Genomic DNA, 24367 nt, shown 5'->3' with positions numbered 1-24367 from the left:
TCTTTACTCTCCGGTTAAAAGAATGCAGGAAAATCGAGCAGTGAAAGAGCCCGCGCCCGCGCAGGCTGAGAAATCAACGGCAACGGTGCAGGCCTTACTGCGCCAGCTGTTGGATATCTATGATGCTAAAACGCTGGCCAGTCTGCTGGTGGCGCACGGCGAAAGCCACTGGAGCCCGGCGATCCTTAAACGTCTGCTGACCAGCGAGCGAGCAGGGCGTCGCCTGAGTGAAGGCGAGTTTCGTTATCTGCAAAACCTGCTTCCGCGACCTTCTGCCGCGCACCCGAACTATGCCTTCCGGTTTATCGATCTGTTTGCCGGTATCGGCGGTATTCGGCACGGTTTTGAAGCTATCGGCGGACAGTGCGTATTTACCAGCGAGTGGAACAAGCACGCCGTGCGGACCTATAAGGCCAACTGGTACTGCGACCCGCACGAGCATCATTTCAACGCCGATATTCGCGATGTCACCCTGAGCCATAAAAGCGGCGTGAGCGATGAGCAGGCCGACGAGCATATTCGTCAGACGATCCCCGCGCATGACGTGCTGCTGGCCGGCTTCCCGTGCCAGCCTTTTTCGCTGGCCGGCGTCTCCAAGAAGAATGCCCTCGGACGCGCCCACGGTTTCGCCTGCGATACGCAGGGAACGCTGTTTTTTGACGTGGCGCGCATTATTGACGCCCGTCGTCCGGCCATTTTTGTACTGGAAAACGTCAAAAACTTAAAAAGCCACGACGGCGGGAAAACCTTCCGCATTATCATGCAAACGCTGGATGAGCTGGGTTATGACGTGGCCGATTCAGAGGACATGGGCGCGGACGATCCTAAAATCATTGATGGGAAACATTTCCTGCCCCAGCATCGCGAACGTATCGTGCTGGTGGGCTTCCGCCGCGATCTCAATCTGAAAGGGGATTTCACCCTGCGGGATATTCCTTCTCTGTATCCCGAGCGCCGTCCTACCGTGGCCGACCTGCTGGAACCGGTCGTCGACGCGAAATTTATCCTGACCCCGGTGCTGTGGAAATACCTTTACCGCTATGCCAAGAAGCATCAGGCGAAAGGCAACGGCTTCGGTTTTGGGATGGTCAACCCGAACGATCCGCACAGCGTCACCCGTACGCTGTCTGCTCGCTACTATAAAGACGGCGCGGAAATCCTGATCGACAGAGGCTGGGATAAAGCGCTGGGTGAAAAAGATTTCGACGATCCGCACAACCAGCGTCATCGCCCACGGCGCTTAACGCCGCGGGAATGCGCCCGGTTGATGGGCTTTGAAACGCCGCAAGGCTATGGTTTCCGCATTCCGGTTTCAGACACCCAGGCGTACCGCCAGTTTGGTAACTCGGTCGTCGTTCCCGCGTTTGCGGCTGTCGCAAAACTGCTGGCTCCGCGCATCAGACAGGCGGTGGCGCTACGCCAGAGTGAGGCCGTCAATGACGGACGTTCACGATAAGGCCACGCGCAGTAAAAACATGCGTGCCATCGGCACGCGTGACACCGCCATTGAAAAGCGCCTGGCCGCGCTGCTGACGCAGGCAGGGTTTGACTTTCGCGTGCAGGATCCCGCCCTGGCGGGGCGTCCCGATTTCGTCCTCGACGCCTGGCAGTGCATCATCTTTACCCACGGCTGTTTCTGGCACCACCACGACTGCTACCTCTTCAAAGTCCCCGCGACGCGCACCGATTTCTGGCTGGATAAGATTGGCAAGAACGTCGCGCGCGACAAACGGGATCTCACCGCGCTGATTGCGCAGGGCTGGCGGGTGCTGATCGTCTGGGAGTGTGCGCTGAGAGGCAGACTAAAGCTGAACGATACCGATCTGCGCGAACGGCTGGAAGAGTGGATCTGCGGCGGCGGTCAGACCGCGCAGATCGACACGCAGGGTATTCACCTGCTTACGGTTTCTCCACCTCACAAGGCGTGGCCACCGGTTTTGCCGGCAGCAGATATTTGCCCAGCGTGACCAGCACGACAGCAAACACGATGATCCCTAAAGCAATCCATTCCACAGGCGAGAGCGTTTCTCCTCCCAGTCCTGTCCCGAGCAGCACGGCTACGACCGGGTTAACGTAGGCGTAGCTGGTGGCGACCGCCGGGGAGACGTTGCGGATCAGGAACATATAGGCGTTAATGGCGATGATAGAGCCAAACAGCGCCAGGTAGCCTACCGCGAGAAAGCCCGACAGGTCCGGCAGCGCGGTCAGCTTTTCTCCCGTCAGGGTGGAGGCCAGAAGCAGGACAATCCCCGCGGCGAGCATCTCAATCGCACCGGCCATCATGCCGGTCGGCAGTTCGATACGCGACCCGTAGACGGAGCCGAACGCCCAGCTCATCGAGCCGATCAGGATAATGACCGCGCCCCACGGATTCCCGCTCAGGTTGCCGCCGCTGTTGAGCAGAACAATGCCGGCCAGCCCAATCCCAATCCCCAGCCATTCCAGCTTGCGGGTGCGGATGCCGAAAAGACGGCTGAAGCAGAGGGTAAACAGCGGTACGGTGGCAACGACCACGGCGGCGATCCCGGACGGGACGTTCTGGTGCTCGGCAATCGTCACAAACCCGTTCCCCACTGCCAGCAGCAGCAGGCCGATCAGGGCGGCATTCAGCATCGGGCGCAGCGGGGGAAGCTTATGCCCGCGCAGCATCAGGAAGGCCAGCAGCAGGATACCCGCCGAAAGGAAGCGGATGCCCGCCATCATCAGCGGCGGCCAGCTTTCCACGCCGATGCGAATGACAAAGTAGGTTGAGCCCCAGATGATGTACAGCGAAAAGAGTGCCCCGATGAGCGGTAGCAATTGCCGAAAACGCATAATCCCTCACGACGAAATAAAAAGGTCGCTGATAGTAAACGCGAAAACTATCGCGCTGGCGAGCCCTTTAATTGTGTAGCTGATGTGAATTTTTTGTTGACGTAAGGTGCCTGTTTCCGGGTTTGCGCTTTTGCTCCATACTATTCACTTAATTACCAAAAAATGAAGGATTAAGATTTTGGCAGGAAGTAGCTTATTAACATTGCTGGATGATATAGCCACACTACTGGACGACATTTCAGTGATGGGGAAACTGGCGGCGAAGAAAACCGCAGGCGTGCTGGGCGATGATTTATCGCTTAACGCGCAGCAGGTGAGTGGGGTGAGGGCAAACCGTGAACTGCCGGTGGTGTGGGGCGTGGCGAAAGGCTCCTTCCTGAACAAGGTGATTCTGGTGCCGCTGGCGCTGCTGATCAGCGCCTTTATCCCCTGGGCCATCACGCCGTTACTGATGATCGGTGGGGCATTTCTCTGCTTCGAGGGCGTGGAGAAGGTGCTGCACTCCTTTAGCGCGCGCAAGCAGAGCGATACGCCGGAGGTGCGCCAGCAGCGTCTTGAAGCGCTGGCCGCGCAGGATCCGAAAACCTTCGAGCGCGATAAGGTCAAAGGCGCCATTCGTACCGACTTTATTCTGTCTGCAGAAATCGTCGCGATTACGCTGGGGATTGTCTCTGACGCGCCGCTCCTGAATCAGGTCCTGATTCTCTCCGGCATCGCGATTCTGGTCACCGTGGGCGTGTACGGTCTGGTGGGACTGATCGTCAAGCTGGACGATATTGGCTACTGGCTGGAAGAAAAGTCGAGCGCGGTGGCAAGAGGCATCGGCAAAAGCCTGCTGGTGCTGGCGCCCTGGCTGATGAAGAGCTTATCGGTGGTGGGCACGCTGGCGATGTTCCTCGTAGGCGGCGGAATTGTGGTTCACGGCATTGCGCCGCTGCACCATGCCATCGAACATTTCTCCTCCACGCAGGGGGCCGTTATCGCGGCGATTCTGCCTACGCTGCTGAACCTGGTGCTGGGCTTTATCATTGGCGCTATCGTCGTTGCGGCGGTGAAGCTGGTTGAGAAAATTCGCGGCACGTCGCACTAATTGTTACCGTCGGCAGGATGCAAAAAGACCATTCCTCGTCTAAATTGAAACAGTTTCACCCTGATACAGGAGGCAGGTATGGTCTTTTTGGTCAGTGATGAAGTTAAGCCTAAAAAGGGCGGCCCACGTATGATCGTCACCGGGTATTCCAGCGGAATGGTGGAATGCCGGTGGCACGATGGCTATAGCATCAAGCGGGAAGCATTCCGTGAAGATGAGCTTCAGCCGGGGGACGGGCAGCACAAACGGGACAAGGCTTAATCACATAACGCCCGGCTTTGCCGGGCGTTTTTATCTCAGGTTTCGGGTATAGAGCAGTAATCAGGGAGTGTGTGTGCAGCGCGATACCTTTGTTGTAAGACAAACTTTTTTGCAATGGCTGCATAAGCGTAGCAATCCGGGGCGGATTGTTAATCTCTGTTTTCTGATCGTTCTGGTGTTTTCCACGCTCCTGACCTGGCGTGAGGTGGTGGTACTGGAAGAAGCGTACATCTCCAGCCAGCGCAACCATCTGGATACGGTGGCCAGTTCGCTGGACAGGCAGTTACAGAACAGCGTTGACAGGATGCTGTTATTCCGCCAGGGCATGCATGATGCAATCGAGACGCCGCTGGCCTTTGATGTCCTACAGGACGCGGTGTCACGCTTTAACACCGTCCGCATGCTCCCCACCTGGCAGCTCGCCGTTGATAAAAAGCGCACCCTTCCCATCAACGGGGTCTCGGATGCGTTCGTGGATAAAACCACGCTTCTGAATCGGGACGCTGAACGCATCAGTCATGAAATTTCTGCCGCGCTCGAAGTGGGGTATCTGCTCAGGCTGGCGTCATCGAGAGCGCAAACGGAAGCGCGGGTGATCTACGTCTCCCGCGCCGGATTTTTCCTTTCCACGGATACGCCGGATCGGGCGGGTGATATTACCGCCCGCTATTATAATCTGGTCACACAGTCCTGGTTTACCCAGCAGTCAGAGCGTAACAACCGCGCCCGCGCCGTGCGCTGGTTTATCTCCACGCCTTCATCCTGGACCGGGGATGAACGCACGATCACCGCCAGCGTTCCCATCTATTTCGATCATTACTGGTACGGCGTCGTGGCGATGGATTTAACATTAGACACGATGCAGCGTTTGCTGACCGACGCGACGGAAGACCGGACGGAGGGGGAGTATCAGCTGTACGATACTAGGCTTAATATGATTGCCACCTCAGCCCACGCGGGGAGTCCGGTTAACCAGTTTGACGAACGCGAAACGGCGCAGATTGCCCAGGCGATTGAGCATGATACCGGCGGCGGTATCCGCCTCGGGAGCCGGTTTATCACCTGGGAGCGGCTCGATCATTTCGATGGCGTCGTCCTGCGGATCCACACCCTGCACGAAGGGGTGCAGGACGACTTCGGCAGTATCAGCATTGTGCTGGCGCTGCTGTGGGCGCTCTTTACCGCCATGCTGTTGATCTCGTGGCTGGTGATCCGTCGGATGGTGAGTAACATGTATACGCTTCAGCACTCGCTCCAGTGGCAGGCCTGGCACGATCCGCTGACCCGATTGAATAATCGCGGCGCGCTGTTCGACCGCGCAAAATTGCTGGCGGAAACCTGTCGTCAGCAGTCGCTGCCGTTCTCGGTGATTCAGATCGATCTCGACTATTTTAAAAACATCAACGACCGTTTTGGCCATCAGGCCGGTGATAAGGTGCTTTCCCATACGGCAGGCGTGATTGCCAGCGCGTTACGCAAGAATGACGTAGCCGGACGCGTCGGTGGCGAAGAGTTTTGTGTGGTCCTTCCCGGTCTTGGTCTGGAGGAGGCGAGAGGCGTCGCCGAACGCATTCGTTGCCGAATCAACAGTAAGGAGATCCTGGTGAAGAAGAGCACAACCCTGCGCATCAGCGCGTCACTGGGCGTCAGCAGCGCGGATGAAACGGGCAATTACGATTTTGAACAGCTGCAGTCCGTGGCGGACGCCCGGCTGTATCAGGCCAAGCAGAGCGGGCGTAACCGGGTCGTGTGGCGGGATCAGGACAGGAAATGATCCAGCCCCTCCTGCCAGCCCGCAGGCCCGGGCTGTTGGGTGTGATAGACCCGCGCGGGGTTATCGTCCCGTAGCGTGATGCCCTGGCGGTTAATCCCCTTGATCACCACCGCGAAGTCCATGCTGTCGAGCAGCGGCGCATCGTTGGGACCGTCGCCGAGCCCTAGCGTGGTGGGTTCAATGTCTTCCTGCTCGCGATACCGTTCAATCAGCCAGTTAACCGCCACGTCTTTACCGCAGCGGGCGTCCAGAATATGCCAGAAGCGCGCCCCCTGCAGGCATTGCAGGCCGCTGTGCGCCAGTTCCTCTTCAAACTGAAGCAAGTTCTCGTCGGTATCGCGCCAGATCAGCGTGACGGAGGCTTCGTGCTTGCGGGCAAGCGTCGAACGGTAGCGCGTCAGTCCGGTCCACTCGCTAATAACGTGCTCATCCACATCGTCAAAGGTGGTGAATTTAAAGCCCGTCTGCAGGCGAATCTGCTCGATCCGCGGACGAATATCCCGGTGCGTCATCCCTCTAATCTGACGCTGGATATTGTCCCAGCGCACGTCAGGCTGAATCACCGCGCCGTTCTCGGCAATAAACGGCAGGCCTTCCAGCCCCAGATCCTGCTGAATATCCAGCATCTCTGCCGCGGTTTTGCTGCTGCAGAGAATGATCGGAATCTGGTTATCCTGCAGCCTGTCCAGCCAGGGCATGGCGGGTTGCCAGTCATAGGTATGAATATCCAGCAACGAGCCATCCAGGTCGGAAAAAATCAGCAAGGTATCCCGCAGTGAAGGCATAGTGACTCCTGGTGACGGATGCGTTTCTCTCTAAGAAAATTCCTAAAAAATATCCGAATTGTTAACCGGAAAAATGAGAGTATTCCCTGGCAAACCCGCATTCGGCGTATGTTATTGCTCATAACCAAAAGCATTATGTTAAAAATATTATATTCATCCTAAGAATATATGCTTGTCAGACAAATTCGTTGGGGATAGTGTGGCATGTACATCAGATTTCCTGGTGTAACGAATTTTCAAGTGCTTCTTGCATAAGCAAGTTTTGATCCCGGTCATCCCCATGACCGGGATTTTTTTCGCCCTAACGATTGGCTTCCGACACGCTAAAGTCGTGAATATCGAGCTCGAAGGCCTCGGCCAGCTCGCGATAGGTGTGATAATCCCTTCCGTTGACAATGACGCGGTCCGAATTGTCGTCCGAGCGGCGGACTTCTGACTCGCTGATCTCATTGATGGCGGCCAGCAGGGCATCGACATCCACCTCGACTTCGCGCTTGATGGTATCGCTGTACTCTTTATCGGTCTTCATTGCGGGACTCCTCTTTCAACCTGCAAACGTGTCCAGGGTTAAGTATAGCCTGTGCATAAAAACGCCATTCACGCCGGGCGGCGATGTGCGTTTTTGCGTTTTGTTCTACACTGGCTCAAAACCAGAGGAGGAATGTATGAAGGTCAACGATCGGGTAACCGTTAAAACGGACGGTGGGCCGCGCCGCCCGGGTGTGGTGCTGGCAATTGAAGAGTTTAGCGAAGGTACAATGTACCTGGTATCACTGGAAGACTACCCGCTCGGCATTTGGTTTTTTAACGAACTGGGGCATCCGGACGGGATTTTTGTAGAGAAAGCAGACTAGCACGGCGTCGGGTAGCACATTGCGTGCCCGACACCCGCTGTAAAAGCAAAAATCTCTGGCCAGGCCAGAGATCAAAGGTAGGGTGCACAGGGTCTTTTCTTAAGCGACTAACGCATGTTGACGAAAATCCCGTTCGTCACATTATCGGTCAGGCGTACCACGTGGTAGATCACTTGCTTATTATGCGTTTTAATTTTCCGTTTAATATTTCCTTTGTGTGATGAAACGGTTTTCGCTTTAATATTCATCTGGTCGGAGATCTGAATAGTTCCTTGTCCCGCCATCCACATTCGCAGCATACTTGATTCAGTCCTGCTTAATGATAGGGTGGGTAAGTTAACCGCTCCTACATTTTTAACTTCTTTATTCAAATAATCACCCAAAATGTCATCCAGCGACTCGGGTTTAATCGATTTAGAACTGATCAATAAATTTTTACGGACCAACAAATACTCATCGAAATGGATATTCGCGATCGCCATAAAAACAATAAACAGGGTTTTTGGATGCTGATTAATGATTTGCTTAATGTGCTGACTGTTGGCTGGATCGTGAATGAAACAGTCCTCATTAATAAACACCACGCCTGGTTTTAGTTCGTCACAAGCGGCTGCGAGTTCGTCAACGGTGTGTGCATCGTTGATGTCTCTCTTTCTTACCCCTCTGCTTGCCAGGTACCCGGTTAACCCTAGCCGGGTGTAGCTGCATAAATCCATAATGATCGTTGACATGGCATACCCTCACTCAATGCGTAACGATAATTCACCATCTGCCTGAGAGCTCAAAACAGCCATACGGGATGGAAAAAAATAATAAACCTGTGAGCATGACAAAGACTTTCAGGCGGACTCACTATCCCGTAAAGTTACGTATAATTTGCCAGGAATCTTCTTAAAGTAAAGTAAATATTAAGTATTGTGAGGTGGTTAGAAACAATTAAACCGCGTCAGATATATCCTGGAAGATGTTTTTCGCGTTTTATTTTAGGAATATCCTCAGAAAGACAGTAACAACAGTGCGGGCTATTATTTACGTGGCAGTTCGCTGACAATATCCGCTAACAGGTTGAATATCTCGCCGAATAAATGTTCACAGAAGGGAGCGATAAGTGGCATCAGTAATGACATTAATAAAATTCCGACCGTCAGCGTCAGCGGAAAACCAATGACAAACACCGAAAGCTGCGGTGCCATTCGGTTGAGTAAACCTAACGCCAGGTTGACGGTCAGCAGCAGGGTGATGATCGGCAGCGCCAGCATCAGCCCGTTCAGGAAGATCAGCCCCGCCGCGCGGGTGAGCGCCAGAAACGCATTGCTGTTCACCGGATTTTCGCCAATCGGCAGCGTATGGAACGTGTCCACCAGCATGGAGATAAGCCACAGATGGCCGTTGAACGACAGGAACAGCAGCATGGCGAGCAGATCGATAATGCGCGCCAGCACGGGCATGTTGAGATGACTGCCAGGGTCAACAAACGTGGCGAACGATAGCCCCATCTGCAGGCCAATCAGTTCCCCCGCGGTACGCACCGCGGCAAAGGCGAGCTGCATGGTAAAGCCAACGGCGACGCCAATCATCACCTGCTGCAGGGCCACCCATACCGCATTCGCCGAGAAGATCGGAATATCCACCGGCGGAAGAGACGGGGCGACGATAATGGAGATGATGATGCCCAGCCCCACTTTGACACGCTTAGGGATCGATTTCTCGCTGAGAATGGGGGCGGTGGAGATCAGCGCCATGATGCGCAGCATCGGCCAGAAATAGACGCCGAGCCACTGAACCCACTGGTCGCTGGTGAAGTGCAGCATCGTCAGGTCAGCCGATGATGTACGGCAGGTTGGTAAACAGGTTGCGCATATAGTCCAGCAGCAGGTTCAGCATCCACGGCCCGGCCACGATAATCGCCACGAACACGGCGATGATTTTCGGGATGAATGACAGCGTCATTTCGTTAATCTGCGTGGCGGCCTGGAGAATACTGATAATCAGACCGGTAACCAGCGCGACAAGCAGCAGCGGCGCGGCAACGGCAATCGCGATTTTCATCGCCTCCGTGCCCATCATCATGACCGATTCGGGTGTCATTGCCGTTCCTTAACTGTAGAAACTCTGCGCCAGCGAGCTGACCAGCAGCTGCCAGCCGTCGACCAGCACAAAGAGCATGATCTTAAAGGGCAGGGCGATGGTCGCGGGCGGCACCATCATCATCCCGAGCGCCATCAGGACGCTGGCGATCACCAGGTCGATAATCAGGAACGGAATAAAGATGGTAAAGCCAATCTGGAATGCGGTTTTCAGCTCGCTGGTCACATAGGCGGGCAGCAGAATACGCATGGGTACCGCTTCCGGTCCCTGCAGCTCGCCGGTGTTGGACAGGCGGGCAAAGAGGGCCAGGTCGGCTTCTCGCGTCTGACGCAGCATAAATTCCCGCAGCGGCTGCGCGCCTTTATCCAGCGCCTCCTGCATAGAGATTTTATCTTCGCTGAACGGCTGGTAGGCGTCGGTGTAAATCTTATCGATCACCGGCGACATAATGAAAAAGGTCAAAAACAGCGCCAGCCCGAGCAGAACCTGGTTTGGCGGAGCGGAAGGGGTGCCGAGCGCGTTTCGCAGCAGACCAAAAACGATGATGATGCGGGTAAAGCTGGTCATCATCAGCAGGATAGCCGGAATAAACGTCAGCGAGGTGATGAACACCAGCGTCTGAACCGGAAGCGACCAGCTTTGGCCGCCGCCCGCGAGCGGGGTAGAAACCAGACCGGGCAGTTGCGCATAGACCGCGGGAGCAAACAGGCCAACGCCCGCAAGCGTCAGGGATAACAAACGGCGCATCAGGATCTCCCGGAACGCTTAAGCAAACTCTTCATCACGGACTGGAAATCCGCAGGGGCCTCTGCACGCTCGTCCACCACAACAGGGGCGGGCGGCAGTTTATGTAACACGCTGATGTTTGACGCCGTGACGCCCAGGACCAGGCGCGCATCGTCCACCTCGACGATGACCACGCGTTCACGCGGCCCCAGCGTGGTGCTGGCGCTGACCTTCAGCCCGCGGGCACCGGCGGTTTTCCCCGCCAGGCCAAAGCGCTTCGCCAGCCAGGCGGCGATAAGAATAAAGGCAATAATACCGAACAACGCCCCGCTCACCTGGAGCAGAGGCGAGCCGGGAACGGCAGAAGGTTGCGATACTGTTGCCTGGGTTTTCATGCTTAACGGCTCAGACGACGCATACGTTCAGACGGGGTAATGATGTCGGTGATGCGTACGCCGTATTTATCGGCCACCACCACCACTTCACCCTGAGCAATCAGATAGCCGTTGATCAGAATATCCAGCGGCTCGCCGGCCAGACCGTCAAGGGCGACTACGGAGCCCTGCGTCAGGCGCAGCAGCTCTTTAATGGTCATGCGGGTGCGTCCCAGCTCAACGGTCAGCTTAACCGGGATATCCATAATCAGGTCGATATCCTGCAGCGTGCCGCTGACGTCACCGCCGCCAAGCTGCTGGAATACGGCATCCGCTGCGCTTTTGGCCGGGGTCGCTTTTTGCTCGTTTAACGCGTCAGCCCACAGATCGTCCAGTGCTCCGCTGTTTTCATCGGACGGATTGTTCATGTCACTCATTTGGGCTGTTCCTCATTCAGCGAATTCAAAATCGGGTTGATCAAGTGCTCAACGCGTAACGCATACTGACCGTTAATCGTGCCGTACTGGCTTGTCAGCACGGGGACACCATCCACATGGGCAATAATGCGGTCGGGTTTTTCTATCGGCAAAACATCACCGGGTTGTAATTTCAGGATCTGAGATAACCGCAGCGGGATATCGGCGAAGCTCGCCACCAGCTCAAGCTGCGAATGCTGGACCTGGCGGACCAGGTTTTCACGCCAGTTCTGGTCTTCGTTGCGCGAGTTCTCCAGCGGCGGGTTAACCAGCAGCTCGCGCAGCGGTTCGATCATGCTGAACGGCAGGCAGATGTTGAACTCGCCGGTCAGGTTACCGATCTCCACGTGGAACGGCGTATTCACGACGATATCGTTCGGGGAGGTGGTGATATTGGTAAATTTCACCTGCATCTCAGAACGGACGTACTCCACTTCCAGCGGGTTAATCGCTTTCCACGCGTCGCTGTAGGACTCCAGCGCCAGCTTCAGCATGCGGTTAATGACGCGCTGTTCGGTGTGGGTGAATTCGCGACCTTCTACTTTGGTCGGGAAACGCCCGTCGCCGCCGAACAGGTTATCCACCGCGATGAACACCAGGCTTGGCGAAAACACCACCAGACCGGTGCCGCGCAGCGGCTTCAGATGAATCAGGTTGAGGTTGGTTGGCACCGGCAGGTTGCGGGCAAACTCGTGATACGGCTGAATGCGGATCGCACCGACCGTAATATCCGGGCTACGACGCAGCAGGTTAAACAGCCCCATACGGAACTGACGTGCAAAACGTTCGTTAATGATCTCCAGCGCCTGCAGACGTTCACGTACCACGCGACGCTGGGTATTCGGGTCATAGGGACGAATATCGCTATCGCCGCCAATACCCGGTTGCGGATCATCACTTTTATCGCTGTCGCCGTTGAGCAGCGCATCGATTTCTGCCTGAGAAAGAATACTGTCGCCCATGTCGTTACCGCAGAATGAAGGCTGTATACAGAACGTCAGTGACTTCCTGCTTAGGTTGGCCGTTTACCAGCGGGGTCGCCAGCGTTTGTTTAATGGCGTCGACCAGCTTTTGCTTACCCACATCGGTGGCCAGCGCCGAAGCGTCCTGACGAGAGAACAGCAGCAGAAGGCGGCTACGCACCTCCGGAAGATAATCATTCAGACGCGCGCGCGTGGCTTCATCCTTCAGGCGCAGCGTAATACCGACATACAGCACACGATCCGCGTCACCGAGGTTCACGGTGAAGGTGTCCAGAGGGAAAAATACCGGCGCCGGCGGTGGTGCAGGTTCGGCTTTGGCCGCAGCGGTCGAAGGTTCCTGCTGCATACGCCAGTAACTATAGCCCGCGGTAGCGCAGGCGGCGAGCGTGATCAACACCAGCAGCGGGATCCAGATGGAACGCTTACTTTTTTTGGTGATAGCGGAGTCAGTCATCTGATACGAGCTTCCTGTTTCGGTACAGCTTAATAAGGTGATTATCCCGTGTCCTGCTGTCGTCAAAGCGTGGAAAAGACGGGGATAATCACGCTACCTCTGGCGTTTAGGCGAAGATGTCTACGGCACTGTTACCGCGCGCGGCGGATTGCAGAGCGGCAGGGACAGGCAGTAACTCATCGCTCTCGTCATTAAAGCCGCCGGTGTTGCCGGAACGCGAAGCCTGGTGCTGCTGGGATGAGGACTGCTGCTGCCCGGCAAAGCTCTCGCTGCTGACGCTGCTTTGCGCAAGCTGAATGCCGTTCTCCGCCAGTGAGGTTCGCAGGACCGGCAGCGCGGCTTCCAGCGCCGCACGGACATGGCTGTGCGCAGAAACCATCTGCAGCTGTGCCTGGTTATCATCCAGCTTAAGCGAAATTTGCACCTGACCCAGATCTTCCGGGTGCAGACGCAGCTCGGCTGTCTGCTGGCCCTGTTTAGTGAACAGGGTGATGTGCTGGCTCAGGGACTGCTGCCATTCATGCGTACCCAGAGGCTGGCTTAACACCGGCGCGGTGGCGACGGTGGCGGCCGTCTGACTGGTCGCATGGCTGGACATAATCGGTGCCAGGGTTGCCGTCGGTGAGGCTGAGGAGGAGGAACTGGCAAGCTCCTGCTTCTCTGCCGTTGCGGCCACGGCCGGCGTGGCCGGCGCGTTACCCGACAGGGCCGGGTCGCTGTTTTTCGCCTGGCTCTGATAAGGCGCAGCACTCTGGGCTTTATCATGGCTTCCCGGAAGCGCGTTCAGGGACGGCTGGCCCGCGCCGTTTTGCGTCAGCGCCGCTGAACTCAGCGTTGCGGTGGCGGACACACCGTCACTGCCTGCCGCACGTGAGGTGCTGGTCTGCTGGTGCGGCAGCATGGCCATCAGCGCGCTTAACCCGGCCAGCTCCTCTTCGCTCAGCTCGCTTTTGCCGTCATCTTTGCTGTTGACCGCATTAAGCGTTTTCAGGGCATCACCCTTTGACAGCGGCACCAGCCCGGATACCAGCGTATCAAGCGACGTGACGGACGACGTTTCATCGCCATTCAGCGCAGTTTGACGCGAGAGCAGGTCGGCAATTTTGGCCTGCAGGGTGGTATCCCCTTTGGCGTCCTGAGCAACGTGGGACAGCTTGCTGCCGGCGGCTTTCAGGTCAGCCAGCGTCAGGGGCGCATCGTTGCCCTTGCCCGTCGCGTCCGACAGGGCGCCCGCGAGCAGCGCGAGAAAGTCCTGTGCACCGTCGGTGCCTTTTCCTGTCTGCGTACCGCCTGACAGGTCGCTGTCGCTCATCAGCAGTTGTTGCAGTGTGATCATTCCGGTTTCCTCATTGATGCGCGCTGGGCAAACTCATCCATTTTTTTCTGATCCAGGCGGTTTTCCGCCAGGGTCGTTGCCGCAATCTGTCGGTCCTGTAAGGTCTGCCAGGCCTGCAGTCGCTGCTTCTTCTCGCGCCAGAAATTCAGCGCGGTATCGACTTTCTGGGTCCACTGGTGAAGCTGCTGGCGATGCTGATCTATCGCCTTCTCCAGCGTCTGGATAAACTGCTGATAGTTAATCCAGCGCTGGCTTCCAATGCCCTGTGTCATATCGGTATTGAGGTTGGTGCGATATTCATGCTGATAGTCGATTAACATCTTCAACTGTTCTTCAGCCTGCTGGCACCCGCGTCGCATTGCGCCAAGCTGCAATGCGGCATCATCAACTTCTTTTTCAGCCAGATCTTTCAGCGTTGATAACGCGCTGTTTTGCGCCATGACCTTCGCCCTCCACCTGTGTTACACCTGCGGGAAAATCAGCTCCAGAGCCTGAATTGAATCTTCCCAGTCGGCACGTTCAAAAATGCCTTGTTGCAAAAATGCCTCCAGCTGCGGCCACAGGGTAATCGCTTTGTCGAGCATCGGGTCGCTGCCTTTGGCATACGCCCCCACGCTCACCAGATCGCGGTTGCGCTGGAAGCTGGAGAGGAGTTGTTTAAAGTTACGCACGCGGGCGTAGTGCTTCTCGGTTATCAGCGCCGTCATCGCGCGGCTGATAGAGGCTTCAATATCTATCGCCGGATAGTGTCCGGCTTCGGCCAGACGACGCGACAGCACAATATGGCCGTCAAGGATCGCGCGCGCGGAGTCGGCAATCGGATCCTGCTGGTCATCGCCTTCGGTCAGCACCGTATAGAACGCAGTGATGGAGCCGCCGCCGCTGATGCCGTTCCCCGCGCGTTCCACCAGGGCAGGGAGTTTGGCGAAGACCGAAGGCGGGTAGCCTTTGGTCGCCGGTGGCTCACCGATAGCCAGCGCGATTTCACGCTGCGCCATCGCGTAGCGGGTCAGCGAATCCATAATCAGCAGCACGTGCTTGCCGCGGTCACGAAAATCTTCGGCGATGCGGGTGGCATAGGCTGCCCCCTGCATACGCAGTAACGGCGACACGTCCGCCGGTGCGGCAATGACCACCGAGCGGGCACGGCCTTCCGCACCCAGAATGTTTTCAATAAAGTCTTTTACTTCACGACCGCGCTCGCCGATCAGGCCCACGACGATAACGTCCGCCTGGGTGTAGCGCGCCATCATGCCGAGCAGGACGGATTTACCCACGCCTGACCCGGCGAAGAGGCCCATACGTTGCCCGCGTCCCACGGTCAGCAGGGCGTTAATCGGTCGCACGCCGGTGTCGAGCACATGCTCGATAGGGGTACGCTGCAGGGGGTTAAACGGCTGGGTAATTAATGCGCCGGTTTCGGTGGTGTCCGGGGAGGGCAGCCCGTCGAGCGGCTTCCCGCTGCCGTCCAGCACGCGACCCAGCAGGGCAGGACCAAGCGGCAGCTGTTTCCCGCTTTGCAGCCCATCGCCGGACGTGTTTTTGGCATACACGCGCGCGCCGGGCAGAATACCTTCCACCTCTTCAAGCGGCATCAGGAACAGGCGCTGGCCGTTGAACCCGACCACTTCGCTTTCTACTTCACGCGTTTCAAGACCGTCCTGACGCTCAATCACGCAGGTCGCGCCCAGCGGAAGCTGCAGGCCGGTGGCCTCCAGGACCAGACCGGTGGCGCGCGTCAGCCGCCCATAACGACGAACAGAGGGCAGTTGCGCCATCTTCGTCTCAAAGTTGTCGAGCGTGGTGAGCCAGCGGGTGAGGCGTGCGGTCATCAGACGACTCCCGGTGCCGCCAGGCGACACAGTTCCTGCCAGCGGGTGGCGACGCTGGCATCCAGATCGCCTTCATCGGCTGAGACTTTGCAGCCGCCGTGATGTAACGACGGATCGCCGCGAAGACGCCAGCCGTGCAGGTTTAGCGTCGCGCCCAGGCTCTCTTCCACGCGCTGCAGGTCGTCCGGGTGGACGCGCAGCTGCGGCTTCCCGCTGAACAGCGGCTCCTGCTGCAGCAGACCCTGAATTTGTTTGATCAGCGCAGTGTTATCCACCACCGGCGTCTGGCCGATCACCTGACGCGCGGCTTCCAGCGCCATCTGCATCAGTCGCGAGGCAATCACGCTGTCCAGGGCGTCCAGCGTGTGCTGAAACTCGCTGACCAGCTGCTGCATGCGGGCATGGATCGGCGCCTGCTGCTGGCGCGCCTGATCGATACCGTGCTCTAACCCTTTCGCCAGGCCTTCCTGATACCCCAGCTCGTGGCCTTTCTGCCGGCCTTCGTTCAGACCGGCATTGTAGCCCTGCTCGTGCGCCTGCATTTGCAGCTGAGCCAGCATTTGCGCCTGCTGCTCCTCTTCGCTCAGCTCGGGCTGCTCGACGTCCGGGTCAAGCGCCTCGGTCGGGATCACGGCTGGCGTGAACTCGGAGAGGGGAGGGGCCAGATCGTCCGGCGTCCAGCGCTTCCACGGCAGCTCATTAGACATAGGTGTCGTCTCCGCTGCCAATCACCATCTCGCCGGTTTCCGCCAGACGACGAACGATAAGCAGGATGGCTTTCTGTTCGTTTTCCACCTGAGACAGACGAACCGGGCCACGGTTGGCAAGGTCGTCGCGCAGGATATCGGCCGCACGTTGAGACATGTTGCGCAGGAACTTCTCGCGCAGCGGCTGCTCGGCGCCTTTGAGGGCGATAAGCAGCGACTCGGAATCCACTTCCTGGAGCAGGCGCTGGATGCTGCGGTCGTCCACTTCGACGAGGTTTTCGAACAGGAACATCTCGTCGATGATTTTCTGTGCCAGCTCGCCGTCGAATTCGCGAACCGCCGTAATGACGGCCTCTTCCTGCTGCGTTTTCATCAGGTTGATGATTTCCGCCGCCGTTCTCACGCCGCCCATTTTGCTGCGCTTGAGGTTCTGGCCGTCGAGCAGGTTGTTCAGCACCTCGGTCAGCTCCGCCAGCGCGGCAGGCTGAACGCCGCCGAAGGTGGCGATACGCAGCATCACATCGTGACGCAGACGCTCTTCGAACAGCGCCAGAATATCGGCCGCCTGACCACGTTTGAGGTGGACAAGGATGGTGGCGATAATCTGCGGGTGCTCGTCGCGAATAAGGTCCGCGGCACTCTGCGGTTCCATAAAGTTAAGCGTTTCGATACCGCTGGCGGTATCGCGCGTTTCCAGAATGTCTTCCAGCAGGCTGGCGGCACGCTCTTCGCCCAGCGCCTTGACCAGCACGGAACGCAGGTAGTCGTTGGCGTTGACGTTCAGCGCGGCAAACTGTTCGGCTTCCTGCTCAAACTCCGACAGCACTTCGGTCAGCTGCTTGTTGGAGATTTGACGCACGTTGGCCATCGCCGCACTGAGAATTTGCACTTCCCGTTGGGAGAGATGTTTAAACACCTCCGCCGCGCGATCTTCGCCAATGGTCATCAGCAGGATGACGCTTTTATCGGTGCCCGTAAGCGTATTACTCATGTTCGTTACCCATCCACTGACGGATGACCAGCGCCACGACGCGCGGATCGTTATCTGACATTTCGCGAATGCGCTGGCTCATCACCTCGGCACCCATGCGCTGGTTAGCGCGGCGCTGCTGCATCTGTTCATCTTTGCTGAGGCGCACTTCAACCGCTTCTTCCGTTTCCTGACGCGCATTCATCTGCTCGCGAGCCGCTTTTTCGGCTTCAGCACGGCGCTGGAGCTGAGGACGAACGCCCTTGCGCCACAGCAGCCACGCGACAATCAGCACCAGCAGCCAGCGTCCTGCGGACATCAGCTGGTCGATAAACGCCTGCTGTTGCCAGAACGGCAGTTCACCGCCGGTCTCTTCCACCGAGTTGAACGGTGAGTTCACCACGTTGAGGGTATCGCCGCGCTTCTCGGAGTAACCCATCGCTTCACGGGTCAGGTTTTCAATCTGCTTCATCTGTTCGGCGGTCAACGGCAACGGTTTGCCATCCGCCAGCGTTTTGTAGTTCACCACTACCGCAACGGAGAGACGCTGAATATCGCCCACGTTCAGTTTAGTGTGGCGAATCGTTCTATCCACTTCGTAGTTCGTGGTTTCGTTACGGCTGCTGTTTCGTGGACCGCTGTTCGTCGCCGTTGAGGTGGTCTGCTGGTTATTCTGCTGGCCGTTCTGCTGATTGGCCGGCGGCGTAGAGATCGGCGCCGCGTTAGCCGGGGCAGGCTGGTTAGACAGCGCGCCCGGCACGCCGCCCGGGTTTGCGCCGCCAATCTGCTCGCTGGTGTTGATCTGGCGCGAACGCATAACCGCCTGCGCCGCATCGCCGTTCGGGCTGTACTGCTCTTCGGTTTGTTCTTTATTCGAGAAGTCGATCTGCGCGGTGACCTGCGCGTGCACGTTGCTGTTGCCCACCACCGGACCCAGGATCGCTTCGATACGGCGCTGGAGACGGCTTTCCACATCGGCGGCATATTTCAGCTGCGCGTCATTCAGATCGCGACCGGCGGTATTGGATTGCGTCAGCAGGTGACCGCTCTGGTCAACCAGCGTCACGTTACCCGGCGGCAGACCGGCCACGGCGCTGGAGACGAGATGCGTCACCGCGCTGATTTGCCCTTCGTCCAGCGCGCGGCCTGGCTCAAGGTTCACGGTCACGGAAGCCGAAGGCGATTTCTGTTCGCGGACAAATAAGGAAGGTTTTGGCATCGCCAGGTGCACGCGGGCACTCTTCACCGGGCCTAATGTTTCAATGGTGCGGGCCAGCTCACCTTCCAGCGCACGCTGGTAGTTCACCTGCTCGCTGAACTGGCTGATACCGAATTTTTCCTGATCCAGCAGCTCAAAGCCTACCGCGCCGCCCTTCGGCAGCCCCTGCTGGGCCAGGCGCAGACGCAGTTCGTGCACCTTATCTGCCGGGACCTCCAGCGCACCGCCATTATCGGCAAAGCGATAAGGGATGTTCATCTGGGTCAGCTGGGTGACGATGGCGCCGCCATCCTGATCGGAAAGGTTACTGTAGAGCGTCCGGTAATCAGGGCTTTTCGCCCACAGGACCATCGCTACAAGGATCGCAATTGCGGCAGCGCCTGCCACGATCAACGGGATTTTAGGATTCGCGCGAAGGCGGTTCATCCACTCGAGTGATTTATTCTGCGGCGCTGTCGATGCTGTTGCACTCATTGCGCACCTCTTAAATCCTGGTGGTTTACGTTATTCGTGTAGAGAAACAAAACTGACTCCCGGGTCGGCAAACACGACAAATGTTCCATATTGATGGCCCTGCCATTATTTGATGATTCGTGATTTTCTATGCGTCAAATAACCTGGTTTTTTCATGCTATTTACCGCCATTATCTTATTGACAAGCTGTTAGTCTTGACCGCGTAAAAAACCATCCAGGGGAGAGTCATGGCTATACAGGGCATTGAAGGGGTAATCAGTCAGCTGCAGGCAACGGCGATGACGGCCCGTAATCAGAATGTGGCAGATCAGCAGCCGAGCATCAGCTTTGCAGGGCAACTGCATGCCGCTCTTGACCGTATCAGTGATACCCAGACCGCAGCGCGCACGCAGGCAGAGAAATTCACCCTCGGCGAGCCGGGCGTGGCGCTGAATGATGTGATGACCGATTTGCAAAAAGCCTCGGTTTCCCTGCAGATGGGGATCCAGGTGCGTAACAAGCTGGTGTCGGCTTATCAGGAAGTGATGGGGATGCAGGTCTAAGACCTGTCGATCTTCGCTGGCAGCCACAGCGCTTTAATGCCACAATATTTTTTTCTTCGAATGCAGGAAAGATGATGAAAAAAATAGCAATTGCTGGCGCGCTGCTGGCACTGACCGGGTGCGTTCAGGTCGATAATTATAAAGAGGTGATCAAGCATCCTGTCCCGGCGCATCTGGCGGGATACTGGCAGTCAAAAGGGCCGCAGAGCAAAATGGTCAGCCCTGAAGCGATTGCCACGCTGGTGGTGACGGAAGAGGGCGATACGCTGGACTGCCGTCAGTGGCAGCGCGTGATTGCCGTGCCGGGTAAAATCATGCTGCGTTCAGACAGTTATTACAACGTGACGCGCAAGCTGGATATCTATCCGCTGGAGCGCGATGGCTCGACGCTTGAGTACGACGGGCTGGAGCTGCAGAAGGTCGATCGCCCAACGGTTGAGTGTGCCGATTACCTGAGCAAGCATCCGCTGGAGAGTAAACTACCGTAGCCGTTTGTTGCCGGGTGGCGCTGACGCTTACCCGGCCTACAAAAGTGCCTTCCTGTAGGCCGGGTAAGGCGAAGCCGCCACCCGGCATTGTTTCTACAACGCATCCTCAATTACCCACACGCTCACGCTTCCGCCTTTGCAGGTAAACGTCCCTTCGCCATCCGCCGCCGTGGTGACCGTTTCTTCGCGATTGCCGAGAAAATCACGCCACGTTTTGTTGCCGTAGTTTTCCCCCAGGCAAATTACCTTCTCGCCGTCGTCCCCGTTTGACATGACCACCACGCAGCCAGGATCGTCTTCCGTGCCGCTGCGGCTGAAGGCGATGCAGTTAGGATGGTCAAAAAAGAGCGTCTGCACGCCGTGGGCAAAACGCTGGCGCGCGAGGATCAGCTCGTGGAGCTGCTCAATCACAGGCATATCAATATGGTACGTTTCACCGTCTCCACCCGTATCGTCATAGCTGGCGCCAAAGAGGTCAGGATAAAAGACGCTCGGCACGCCATTTTCCCGCAGCAGGATCAGCGCATACGCCAGCGGTTTAAACCAGGCTTCGACCGGGGCTTCCAGCGCCTGCAAAGGCTGGGTGTCATGGTTCGCGACGAGGGTCACCGCATGAAACGGATCGGCTTCCACCAGCGTGCCGGTAAAGATTTGGCTCATGTCGTAATCCCGGCCCTGACGTGACGCCTTGTGGAATTTCATCTGCAGGGGGGCATCAAACAGCATGGTTTTGCCTTCGACCTGGTCGATATAGGCCTGAAGTTTATCCACCTCGTGAGACCAGTATTCCGCCACGATAAACAGCGGCTGGTCGGCGACCTCCTGGACGTGCTCAATCCACTCTTTGTAAAACCAGGCGGGAATATGCTTGACGGCGTCCAGACGAAAACCGTCGCAGCGCGTCTGTTCCATGACCCAGCGGGCCCAGTATTTGATCTCCTCGGTGACGGCGTGATTGCGAAAGTCGATATTTTCGCCCATCAGATAGTCGAAGTTACCCATCTCATCATCAACCTGATCGTTCCAGCCTTCGCCGGTGTAGTCGTTGACGATTTTAAAAATGCCGTCTTCATCGGGGTTTTCAATGTGGTCGACGCCGCTGAAGCATTTGTAGTCCCAGATAAACTGCGAATATTGCCCGGCGCGGGCAGGGAAGGTATAGCGGGTCCAGGCTTCGCACTCGATGACCTCGTCATCAATTTGCGTGCGATCCTGCTCGTTCACGCGCTGAACGCGCACAGGCTCTTTCTCATCGGCGCCCATTTTGTGGTTGACCACTACGTCCAGCAGCACGGCAATGTCGTTGCGCTTGAGGGCGTCGATGGCTTCCAGCAGCTGCGCTTTGTCACCGTATTTCGTGGCGATACTGCCTTTCTGGTTAAACTCGCCCAGATCGAACAGGTCATAGGAGTCATAGCCGACAGAATACCCGCCGGATGCACCTTTATAGGCGGGCGGGAGCCAGATCATGTTAATGCCGATTTCGTTAAGATTGGGGGCTAGCGCCGTGACCTCTCGCCACAATTCACCGCCAGCAGGGTAGTACCAGTGAAAACATTGTAACAGGGTGGGGTTTTTCATCGTCCGTGCTCCATATTGAGAACACAGTGAGTATGGGTGAAATGAGAATAAAACGCGGATGAAATAACAAAATTTTATTCATCCGCAAAATACCATATTCAGACTAGAGATCTGATGGAAAGAGAACATTTCCTGATAAACGTCCATATGTTGAGTTCAGATTATGTTGTCTCGACGTCTGTCCAACTAATGCTTTCAGCTCTTCCATACGCTGGTGCAGCAAGGTTTTCAACTCGATTTCATTATCGAGTATTTTTTTCAGAATAGGGCGTATTTGAGCCTGAATATGAGGCGGAATTTCGCTGGCATCCTGGAACATAGTCAGTTTTTCAACTGATGTCAGGTAGTCAACTTCGTAAGCGATAAGCTCATCCCAGCGCCCCGCCTGGGTGAGAACAAGCATAATGTTACTGGTTGTTAATAACTGCTGATAATGTTGGAGCAAGCTGAGATGGACGTCCATTAGTAATTGTCCCGCATGTTTTGAGAATGAGGGCCTATCTCTTTCCAGGCATCAGCAATGTTATTGAGTAACTCCACTACTTCATTAATGGCATTGATGTCGTTATGAAGATTAGCCTGTAAAAGACGCCTGGTCATATAGTCATAAAGACTATCGAGATTTGCCGCCAGGTCGCCACCGACCTCATGGTTTAGACCTGACTGCAAACCGTTGCTGATGATATTGATTGCTTTACTTATGGCCTGCCCTTTACCGGGAATATCACCTTGTTCAATCAAAATGATGGCTTTCTTCATGGCGCTTAATGCGCCATCAAAAAGAAGCACAACCAGTTGATGTGGGCTGGCACTCAGAACGGCCGATTCAACGCCGACCTGAGCATATGCCTGAATTCCCGATTTTGTATACATGGTAAAACCTCAATTCATCATTTATTAACGGTTCATGGCGTTGAACTGTTGGGTCAGATAGCTTCCGGTCTGATCCATCTTTGAGACAAGCTGGCTCAGACTGGTAAATTGCGTTTTATAACGTGCCATGGTGGCAGTGATCTGCGCGTTTACGCGATCGTATTCGTCCGACAGTTTTTTCAGCGTCTTGTTGATGCCCGCGGTGGCATTCTGTACGGAACCATCAGTTCCGAGCATGTCTTTCAGCAGACTGCTGGTCTGGGTGGCAAAACCGGTGGTTTTTCCATCGCCGGACAGGAATGCGACGACGTCGGCCGATTTTTCGTTCAGTGCCTTGTTGAGCTTGGTACTGTCCACCGTCAGCTTACCGGTGATATCCTGCGTAATCCCAATCTGCGATAAGGTGGCCAGATCGCCTGAGCCCTGACTAGCCGAAATCATCGAGCGCAGGCGGGTCTGAATATTACGTAGCGTTCCGTCGCCCAACAGATCGCCATTGCTGCTGTCCTGGTTGGTGCTTCCCTGATCGACCGCCGTATATTTCGTCTGATTGGCAATGGTGGTCTGCAGAGAGTTATACGCATCCACAAAAGCCTGAATGGCATCGGTCATTGGCTGGTTGTCTTTGACAATTGACAATGTCTCCGGGCTGCCTTTATTGGTCTTCGTCAGGTTTAGGGTAACGCCCTCTGGTGCATCCGTGATGGCATTACTGCTACGAACGATCTCGATACCGTTGATATTGACTTTAGCGTCGGCAGCTGGAACCTGTTCACTCATCACATTGGTGGCGCTGGATGGATTGTAGCTGACGTATTGTGCCAGTTGACTATCATCCGTCGTAATGGTCATCTCGTTTGCTGTACCGGTATCACGGGAAGTCAGCGCTAAGTAATAACTGTTGTCATCCGCTTTGATGATGCTGGCGCTTACGCTTCCCTGCTTGGCGTTAATAGCGTCACGCACATCGGCAAGGCTTGTCTTATCGCTCGCCAGGGTGATTGTTAACGGATCTTTCTGCCCCGGCTGAGTGATTGTGAGGGTGCGCGTGCTCATGCTGCTGTCGCCGAGTTCTGTATCCTTGCTGCCGACTTTAGGGCTCAACAGAGACTGCGCTGCCGCCAGTTGCGTTACTTCAACGGAATAAGATCCTGCAGCTGCGCTGCTGGCAAGCGTCGCACTAAACGCTGTGTTAGTGCTGGAAACCTTTGATTGTGCAATAGCAGAGGTATTTTTTAATGCATCTGAAGCAGTCTGTAATTTAGTGAGTGCTGTCTGCACCACCCCCCATGCTGTCAGCTTGGCTTTATATGACGTTTGCTGGGTAGTGATAGGCTTTAGCTTGGTTTGCTCAGCTGTCTGTAAATTGTCATACAACGTATTGAGGTCCAGTGAAGTACCTGCGCCGAGTGAACTAATACTTGCCATTTTTTCATCCTTTATTGAGACAATCGCTGGATGGTCTATCGGCAGAAACGAGAAAAAGATTAGCGTTATTTAAAAAAAACAATGCGTAAATAAAGAGGGAGAAATTCGGGCAGTTTACAGGTTTAAAAAAATGATTTTTTTTCCTAAAGCTTGAGAAAGGGCGGTCGATAACCTCATTGACGGTGAGAAAGCCGTAGGCAGATGCCTAAATCTGATAACTTTTTCAAAGGAATACAT

Annotated in this window: 28 protein-coding genes and 1 pseudogene; 8 read left to right on the top strand and 21 right to left on the bottom strand. The window is 56.0% G+C overall.

All coding sequences use genetic code 11. From position 1 onward, the window contains the following. The first annotated feature begins 40 nt into the window (after positions 1 to 40). A complete protein-coding gene (locus FHC48_RS15405) occupies positions 41 to 1456 on the top strand; it encodes a DNA cytosine methyltransferase (protein WP_119312137.1) in 1416 nt (471 codons plus the stop codon). After that, on the top strand, positions 1437 to 1967 hold the full coding sequence (locus FHC48_RS15400) for a very short patch repair endonuclease (protein WP_220420545.1): 531 nt from the start codon (positions 1437 to 1439) through the stop codon (positions 1965 to 1967). Before FHC48_RS15405 ends, FHC48_RS15400 begins: the two co-directional genes overlap by 20 nt. Here the strand turns inward: FHC48_RS15400 and yedA are convergent. Beyond that, entirely contained in the window at positions 1900 to 2814 is a 915-nt protein-coding gene (gene yedA, locus FHC48_RS15395) for a drug/metabolite exporter YedA (protein ID WP_220420544.1), read from the bottom strand. The genes FHC48_RS15400 and yedA overlap by 68 nt on opposite strands. A gap of 178 nt (positions 2815 to 2992) precedes the next feature. Between yedA and FHC48_RS15390 the strand changes: the two genes are divergently transcribed. The 3 genes from FHC48_RS15390 (at position 2993) to dgcQ (ending at position 5939) form a co-directional block, all read left to right on the top strand. Then, positions 2993 to 3904 (top strand): DUF808 domain-containing protein, encoded by a 912-nt coding sequence (locus FHC48_RS15390; protein ID WP_008500306.1) that lies wholly within the window; start codon positions 2993 to 2995, stop codon positions 3902 to 3904. A 78-nt stretch (positions 3905 to 3982) separates the two neighbouring features. Then, the gene (locus tag FHC48_RS15385) at positions 3983 to 4165 is read left to right on the top strand and encodes a YodC family protein (RefSeq protein WP_008500307.1); all 183 of its coding nucleotides are present in this window, start codon (positions 3983 to 3985) and stop codon (positions 4163 to 4165) included. 73 nt (positions 4166 to 4238) lie between these two features. Further along, positions 4239 to 5939 (top strand): cellulose biosynthesis regulator diguanylate cyclase DgcQ, encoded by a 1701-nt coding sequence (dgcQ, locus tag FHC48_RS15380; RefSeq protein ID WP_059365135.1) that lies wholly within the window; start codon positions 4239 to 4241, stop codon positions 5937 to 5939. On the opposite strand, the gene FHC48_RS15375 is transcribed toward dgcQ, so the two are convergent. After that, the gene (locus FHC48_RS15375; RefSeq protein WP_032652560.1) at positions 5924 to 6724 is read right to left on the bottom strand and encodes a mannosyl-3-phosphoglycerate phosphatase-related protein; all 801 of its coding nucleotides are present in this window, start codon (positions 6722 to 6724) and stop codon (positions 5924 to 5926) included. The genes dgcQ and FHC48_RS15375 overlap by 16 nt on opposite strands. A gap of 301 nt (positions 6725 to 7025) precedes the next feature. Beyond that, positions 7026 to 7253, bottom strand: coding sequence for a YodD family peroxide/acid resistance protein (gene yodD / locus FHC48_RS15370; RefSeq protein ID WP_008500310.1), 228 nt, complete (start codon positions 7251 to 7253; stop codon positions 7026 to 7028). A gap of 136 nt (positions 7254 to 7389) precedes the next feature. Between yodD and dsrB the strand changes: the two genes are divergently transcribed. Then, complete coding sequence (dsrB, locus tag FHC48_RS15365; RefSeq protein ID WP_008500312.1) at positions 7390 to 7578, top strand: protein DsrB; 189 nt, start codon at positions 7390 to 7392, stop codon at positions 7576 to 7578. Positions 7579 to 7685: 107 nt separating this feature from the next. On the opposite strand, the gene rcsA is transcribed toward dsrB, so the two are convergent. From rcsA to fliF, 14 genes and pseudogenes are all read right to left on the bottom strand, one after another. After that, on the bottom strand, positions 7686 to 8309 hold the full coding sequence (rcsA, locus tag FHC48_RS15360; RefSeq protein WP_008500313.1) for a transcriptional regulator RcsA: 624 nt from the start codon (positions 8307 to 8309) through the stop codon (positions 7686 to 7688). 287 nt (positions 8310 to 8596) lie between these two features. Beyond that, positions 8597 to 9389 (bottom strand): annotated as a pseudogene (gene fliR, locus FHC48_RS15355) (flagellar biosynthetic protein FliR); the annotation flags it as partial. Between the two features lie 7 nt (positions 9390 to 9396). Further along, the gene (gene fliQ / locus FHC48_RS15350) at positions 9397 to 9666 is read right to left on the bottom strand and encodes a flagellar biosynthesis protein FliQ (RefSeq protein WP_008500315.1); all 270 of its coding nucleotides are present in this window, start codon (positions 9664 to 9666) and stop codon (positions 9397 to 9399) included. Between the two features lie 9 nt (positions 9667 to 9675). Beyond that, positions 9676 to 10413, bottom strand: coding sequence for a flagellar type III secretion system pore protein FliP (gene fliP, locus FHC48_RS15345; RefSeq protein WP_008500316.1), 738 nt, complete (start codon positions 10411 to 10413; stop codon positions 9676 to 9678). Continuing rightward, positions 10413 to 10787, bottom strand: coding sequence for a flagellar biosynthetic protein FliO (fliO, locus tag FHC48_RS15340; protein ID WP_032663259.1), 375 nt, complete (start codon positions 10785 to 10787; stop codon positions 10413 to 10415). The genes fliP and fliO overlap by 1 nt, the downstream gene beginning before the upstream one ends. Positions 10788 to 10789: 2 nt before the next feature. Then, positions 10790 to 11203 carry a flagellar motor switch protein FliN gene (gene fliN / locus FHC48_RS15335; RefSeq protein WP_008500318.1) on the bottom strand — a complete coding sequence of 138 codons (414 nt, stop codon included), beginning with the start codon at positions 11201 to 11203 and terminating at the stop codon, positions 10790 to 10792. After that, positions 11200 to 12204 carry a flagellar motor switch protein FliM gene (fliM, locus tag FHC48_RS15330; protein ID WP_008500320.1) on the bottom strand — a complete coding sequence of 335 codons (1005 nt, stop codon included), beginning with the start codon at positions 12202 to 12204 and terminating at the stop codon, positions 11200 to 11202. Before fliM ends, fliN begins: the two co-directional genes overlap by 4 nt. Before the next feature lie 4 nt (positions 12205 to 12208). Next, positions 12209 to 12679, bottom strand: a complete 471-nt coding sequence (fliL, locus tag FHC48_RS15325; protein WP_021241388.1) for a flagellar basal body-associated protein FliL — start codon at positions 12677 to 12679, stop codon at positions 12209 to 12211. Positions 12680 to 12785: 106 nt separating this feature from the next. Beyond that, entirely contained in the window at positions 12786 to 14015 is a 1230-nt protein-coding gene (fliK, locus tag FHC48_RS15320; RefSeq protein WP_059363043.1) for a flagellar hook length control protein FliK, read from the bottom strand. After that, positions 14012 to 14455, bottom strand: coding sequence for a flagellar export protein FliJ (fliJ, locus tag FHC48_RS15315; RefSeq protein ID WP_021241386.1), 444 nt, complete (start codon positions 14453 to 14455; stop codon positions 14012 to 14014). Before fliJ ends, fliK begins: the two co-directional genes overlap by 4 nt. Before the next feature lie 21 nt (positions 14456 to 14476). Beyond that, a complete protein-coding gene (gene fliI, locus FHC48_RS15310; protein ID WP_008500325.1) occupies positions 14477 to 15847 on the bottom strand; it encodes a flagellar protein export ATPase FliI in 1371 nt (456 codons plus the stop codon). After that, complete coding sequence (gene fliH, locus FHC48_RS15305; protein ID WP_059365018.1) at positions 15847 to 16554, bottom strand: flagellar assembly protein FliH; 708 nt, start codon at positions 16552 to 16554, stop codon at positions 15847 to 15849. Before fliH ends, fliI begins: the two co-directional genes overlap by 1 nt. After that, positions 16547 to 17545, bottom strand: a complete 999-nt coding sequence (gene fliG / locus FHC48_RS15300) for a flagellar motor switch protein FliG (RefSeq protein WP_008500327.1) — start codon at positions 17543 to 17545, stop codon at positions 16547 to 16549. Before fliG ends, fliH begins: the two co-directional genes overlap by 8 nt. Then, positions 17538 to 19217: a flagellar basal-body MS-ring/collar protein FliF gene (gene fliF / locus FHC48_RS15295; protein ID WP_021241384.1), complete on the bottom strand. Its 1680-nt coding sequence runs from the start codon at positions 19215 to 19217 to the stop codon at positions 17538 to 17540. The genes fliG and fliF overlap by 8 nt, the downstream gene beginning before the upstream one ends. A 228-nt stretch (positions 19218 to 19445) precedes the next feature. Between fliF and fliE the strand changes: the two genes are divergently transcribed. Both fliE and yedD read left to right on the top strand, forming a co-directional pair. Beyond that, positions 19446 to 19760, top strand: coding sequence for a flagellar hook-basal body complex protein FliE (gene fliE, locus FHC48_RS15290; RefSeq protein ID WP_008500329.1), 315 nt, complete (start codon positions 19446 to 19448; stop codon positions 19758 to 19760). 74 nt (positions 19761 to 19834) lie between these two features. Next, complete coding sequence (gene yedD, locus FHC48_RS15285; RefSeq protein ID WP_023293875.1) at positions 19835 to 20248, top strand: lipoprotein YedD; 414 nt, start codon at positions 19835 to 19837, stop codon at positions 20246 to 20248. Between the two features lie 93 nt (positions 20249 to 20341). Here the strand turns inward: yedD and amyA are convergent, their stop codons facing one another. From amyA to fliD, 4 genes are all read right to left on the bottom strand, one after another. Further along, a complete protein-coding gene (gene amyA, locus FHC48_RS15280) occupies positions 20342 to 21829 on the bottom strand; it encodes an alpha-amylase (RefSeq protein WP_059365016.1) in 1488 nt (495 codons plus the stop codon). A gap of 103 nt (positions 21830 to 21932) precedes the next feature. Continuing rightward, on the bottom strand, positions 21933 to 22292 hold the full coding sequence (gene fliT, locus FHC48_RS15275; RefSeq protein ID WP_023293877.1) for a flagella biosynthesis regulatory protein FliT: 360 nt from the start codon (positions 22290 to 22292) through the stop codon (positions 21933 to 21935). Beyond that, on the bottom strand, positions 22292 to 22702 hold the full coding sequence (fliS, locus tag FHC48_RS15270; RefSeq protein ID WP_023293878.1) for a flagellar export chaperone FliS: 411 nt from the start codon (positions 22700 to 22702) through the stop codon (positions 22292 to 22294). Before fliS ends, fliT begins: the two co-directional genes overlap by 1 nt. 24 nt (positions 22703 to 22726) lie before the next feature. Continuing rightward, positions 22727 to 24130: a flagellar filament capping protein FliD gene (gene fliD, locus FHC48_RS15265; protein WP_023293879.1), complete on the bottom strand. Its 1404-nt coding sequence runs from the start codon at positions 24128 to 24130 to the stop codon at positions 22727 to 22729. Positions 24131 to 24367: the final 237 nt, after the last annotated feature.

It is taken from the genome of Enterobacter sp. EC_50 (assembly GCF_019584525.1).
Classification (GTDB): Bacteria; Pseudomonadota; Gammaproteobacteria; order Enterobacterales; family Enterobacteriaceae; genus Enterobacter; species Enterobacter roggenkampii.
The sequence above is the reverse complement of the archived record's forward strand: the minus strand, read 5'-3'. Positions and strand labels throughout refer to the sequence as shown.

Coding starts and splice junctions, on each gene's coding strand:
- FHC48_RS15400 (WP_220420545.1), top strand. CDS start 1,437: ATGACGGACGTTCACGATAAGGCCACGCGCAGTAAAAACATGCGTGCC.
- fliQ (WP_008500315.1), bottom strand. CDS start 9,666: ATGACACCCGAATCGGTCATGATGATGGGCACGGAGGCGATGAAAATC.
- FHC48_RS15375 (WP_032652560.1), bottom strand. CDS start 6,724: ATGCCTTCACTGCGGGATACCTTGCTGATTTTTTCCGACCTGGATGGC.
- fliD (WP_023293879.1), bottom strand. CDS start 24,130: ATGGCAAGTATTAGTTCACTCGGCGCAGGTACTTCACTGGACCTCAAT.
- fliI (WP_008500325.1), bottom strand. CDS start 15,847: ATGACCGCACGCCTCACCCGCTGGCTCACCACGCTCGACAACTTTGAG.
- fliK (WP_059363043.1), bottom strand. CDS start 14,015: ATGATCACACTGCAACAACTGCTGATGAGCGACAGCGACCTGTCAGGC.
- FHC48_RS15385 (WP_008500307.1), top strand. CDS start 3,983: ATGGTCTTTTTGGTCAGTGATGAAGTTAAGCCTAAAAAGGGCGGCCCA.
- fliF (WP_021241384.1), bottom strand. CDS start 19,217: ATGAGTGCAACAGCATCGACAGCGCCGCAGAATAAATCACTCGAGTGG.
- fliJ (WP_021241386.1), bottom strand. CDS start 14,455: ATGGCGCAAAACAGCGCGTTATCAACGCTGAAAGATCTGGCTGAAAAA.
- fliT (WP_023293877.1), bottom strand. CDS start 22,292: ATGGACGTCCATCTCAGCTTGCTCCAACATTATCAGCAGTTATTAACA.
- amyA (WP_059365016.1), bottom strand. CDS start 21,829: ATGAAAAACCCCACCCTGTTACAATGTTTTCACTGGTACTACCCTGCT.
- dsrB (WP_008500312.1), top strand. CDS start 7,390: ATGAAGGTCAACGATCGGGTAACCGTTAAAACGGACGGTGGGCCGCGC.
- fliN (WP_008500318.1), bottom strand. CDS start 11,203: ATGAGTGACATGAACAATCCGTCCGATGAAAACAGCGGAGCACTGGAC.
- rcsA (WP_008500313.1), bottom strand. CDS start 8,309: ATGTCAACGATCATTATGGATTTATGCAGCTACACCCGGCTAGGGTTA.
- yodD (WP_008500310.1), bottom strand. CDS start 7,253: ATGAAGACCGATAAAGAGTACAGCGATACCATCAAGCGCGAAGTCGAG.
- fliE (WP_008500329.1), top strand. CDS start 19,446: ATGGCTATACAGGGCATTGAAGGGGTAATCAGTCAGCTGCAGGCAACG.
- fliS (WP_023293878.1), bottom strand. CDS start 22,702: ATGTATACAAAATCGGGAATTCAGGCATATGCTCAGGTCGGCGTTGAA.
- fliM (WP_008500320.1), bottom strand. CDS start 12,204: ATGGGCGACAGTATTCTTTCTCAGGCAGAAATCGATGCGCTGCTCAAC.
- yedD (WP_023293875.1), top strand. CDS start 19,835: ATGAAAAAAATAGCAATTGCTGGCGCGCTGCTGGCACTGACCGGGTGC.
- fliP (WP_008500316.1), bottom strand. CDS start 10,413: ATGCGCCGTTTGTTATCCCTGACGCTTGCGGGCGTTGGCCTGTTTGCT.
- fliH (WP_059365018.1), bottom strand. CDS start 16,554: ATGTCTAATGAGCTGCCGTGGAAGCGCTGGACGCCGGACGATCTGGCC.
- fliL (WP_021241388.1), bottom strand. CDS start 12,679: ATGACTGACTCCGCTATCACCAAAAAAAGTAAGCGTTCCATCTGGATC.
- fliO (WP_032663259.1), bottom strand. CDS start 10,787: ATGAAAACCCAGGCAACAGTATCGCAACCTTCTGCCGTTCCCGGCTCG.
- yedA (WP_220420544.1), bottom strand. CDS start 2,814: ATGCGTTTTCGGCAATTGCTACCGCTCATCGGGGCACTCTTTTCGCTG.
- fliG (WP_008500327.1), bottom strand. CDS start 17,545: ATGAGTAATACGCTTACGGGCACCGATAAAAGCGTCATCCTGCTGATG.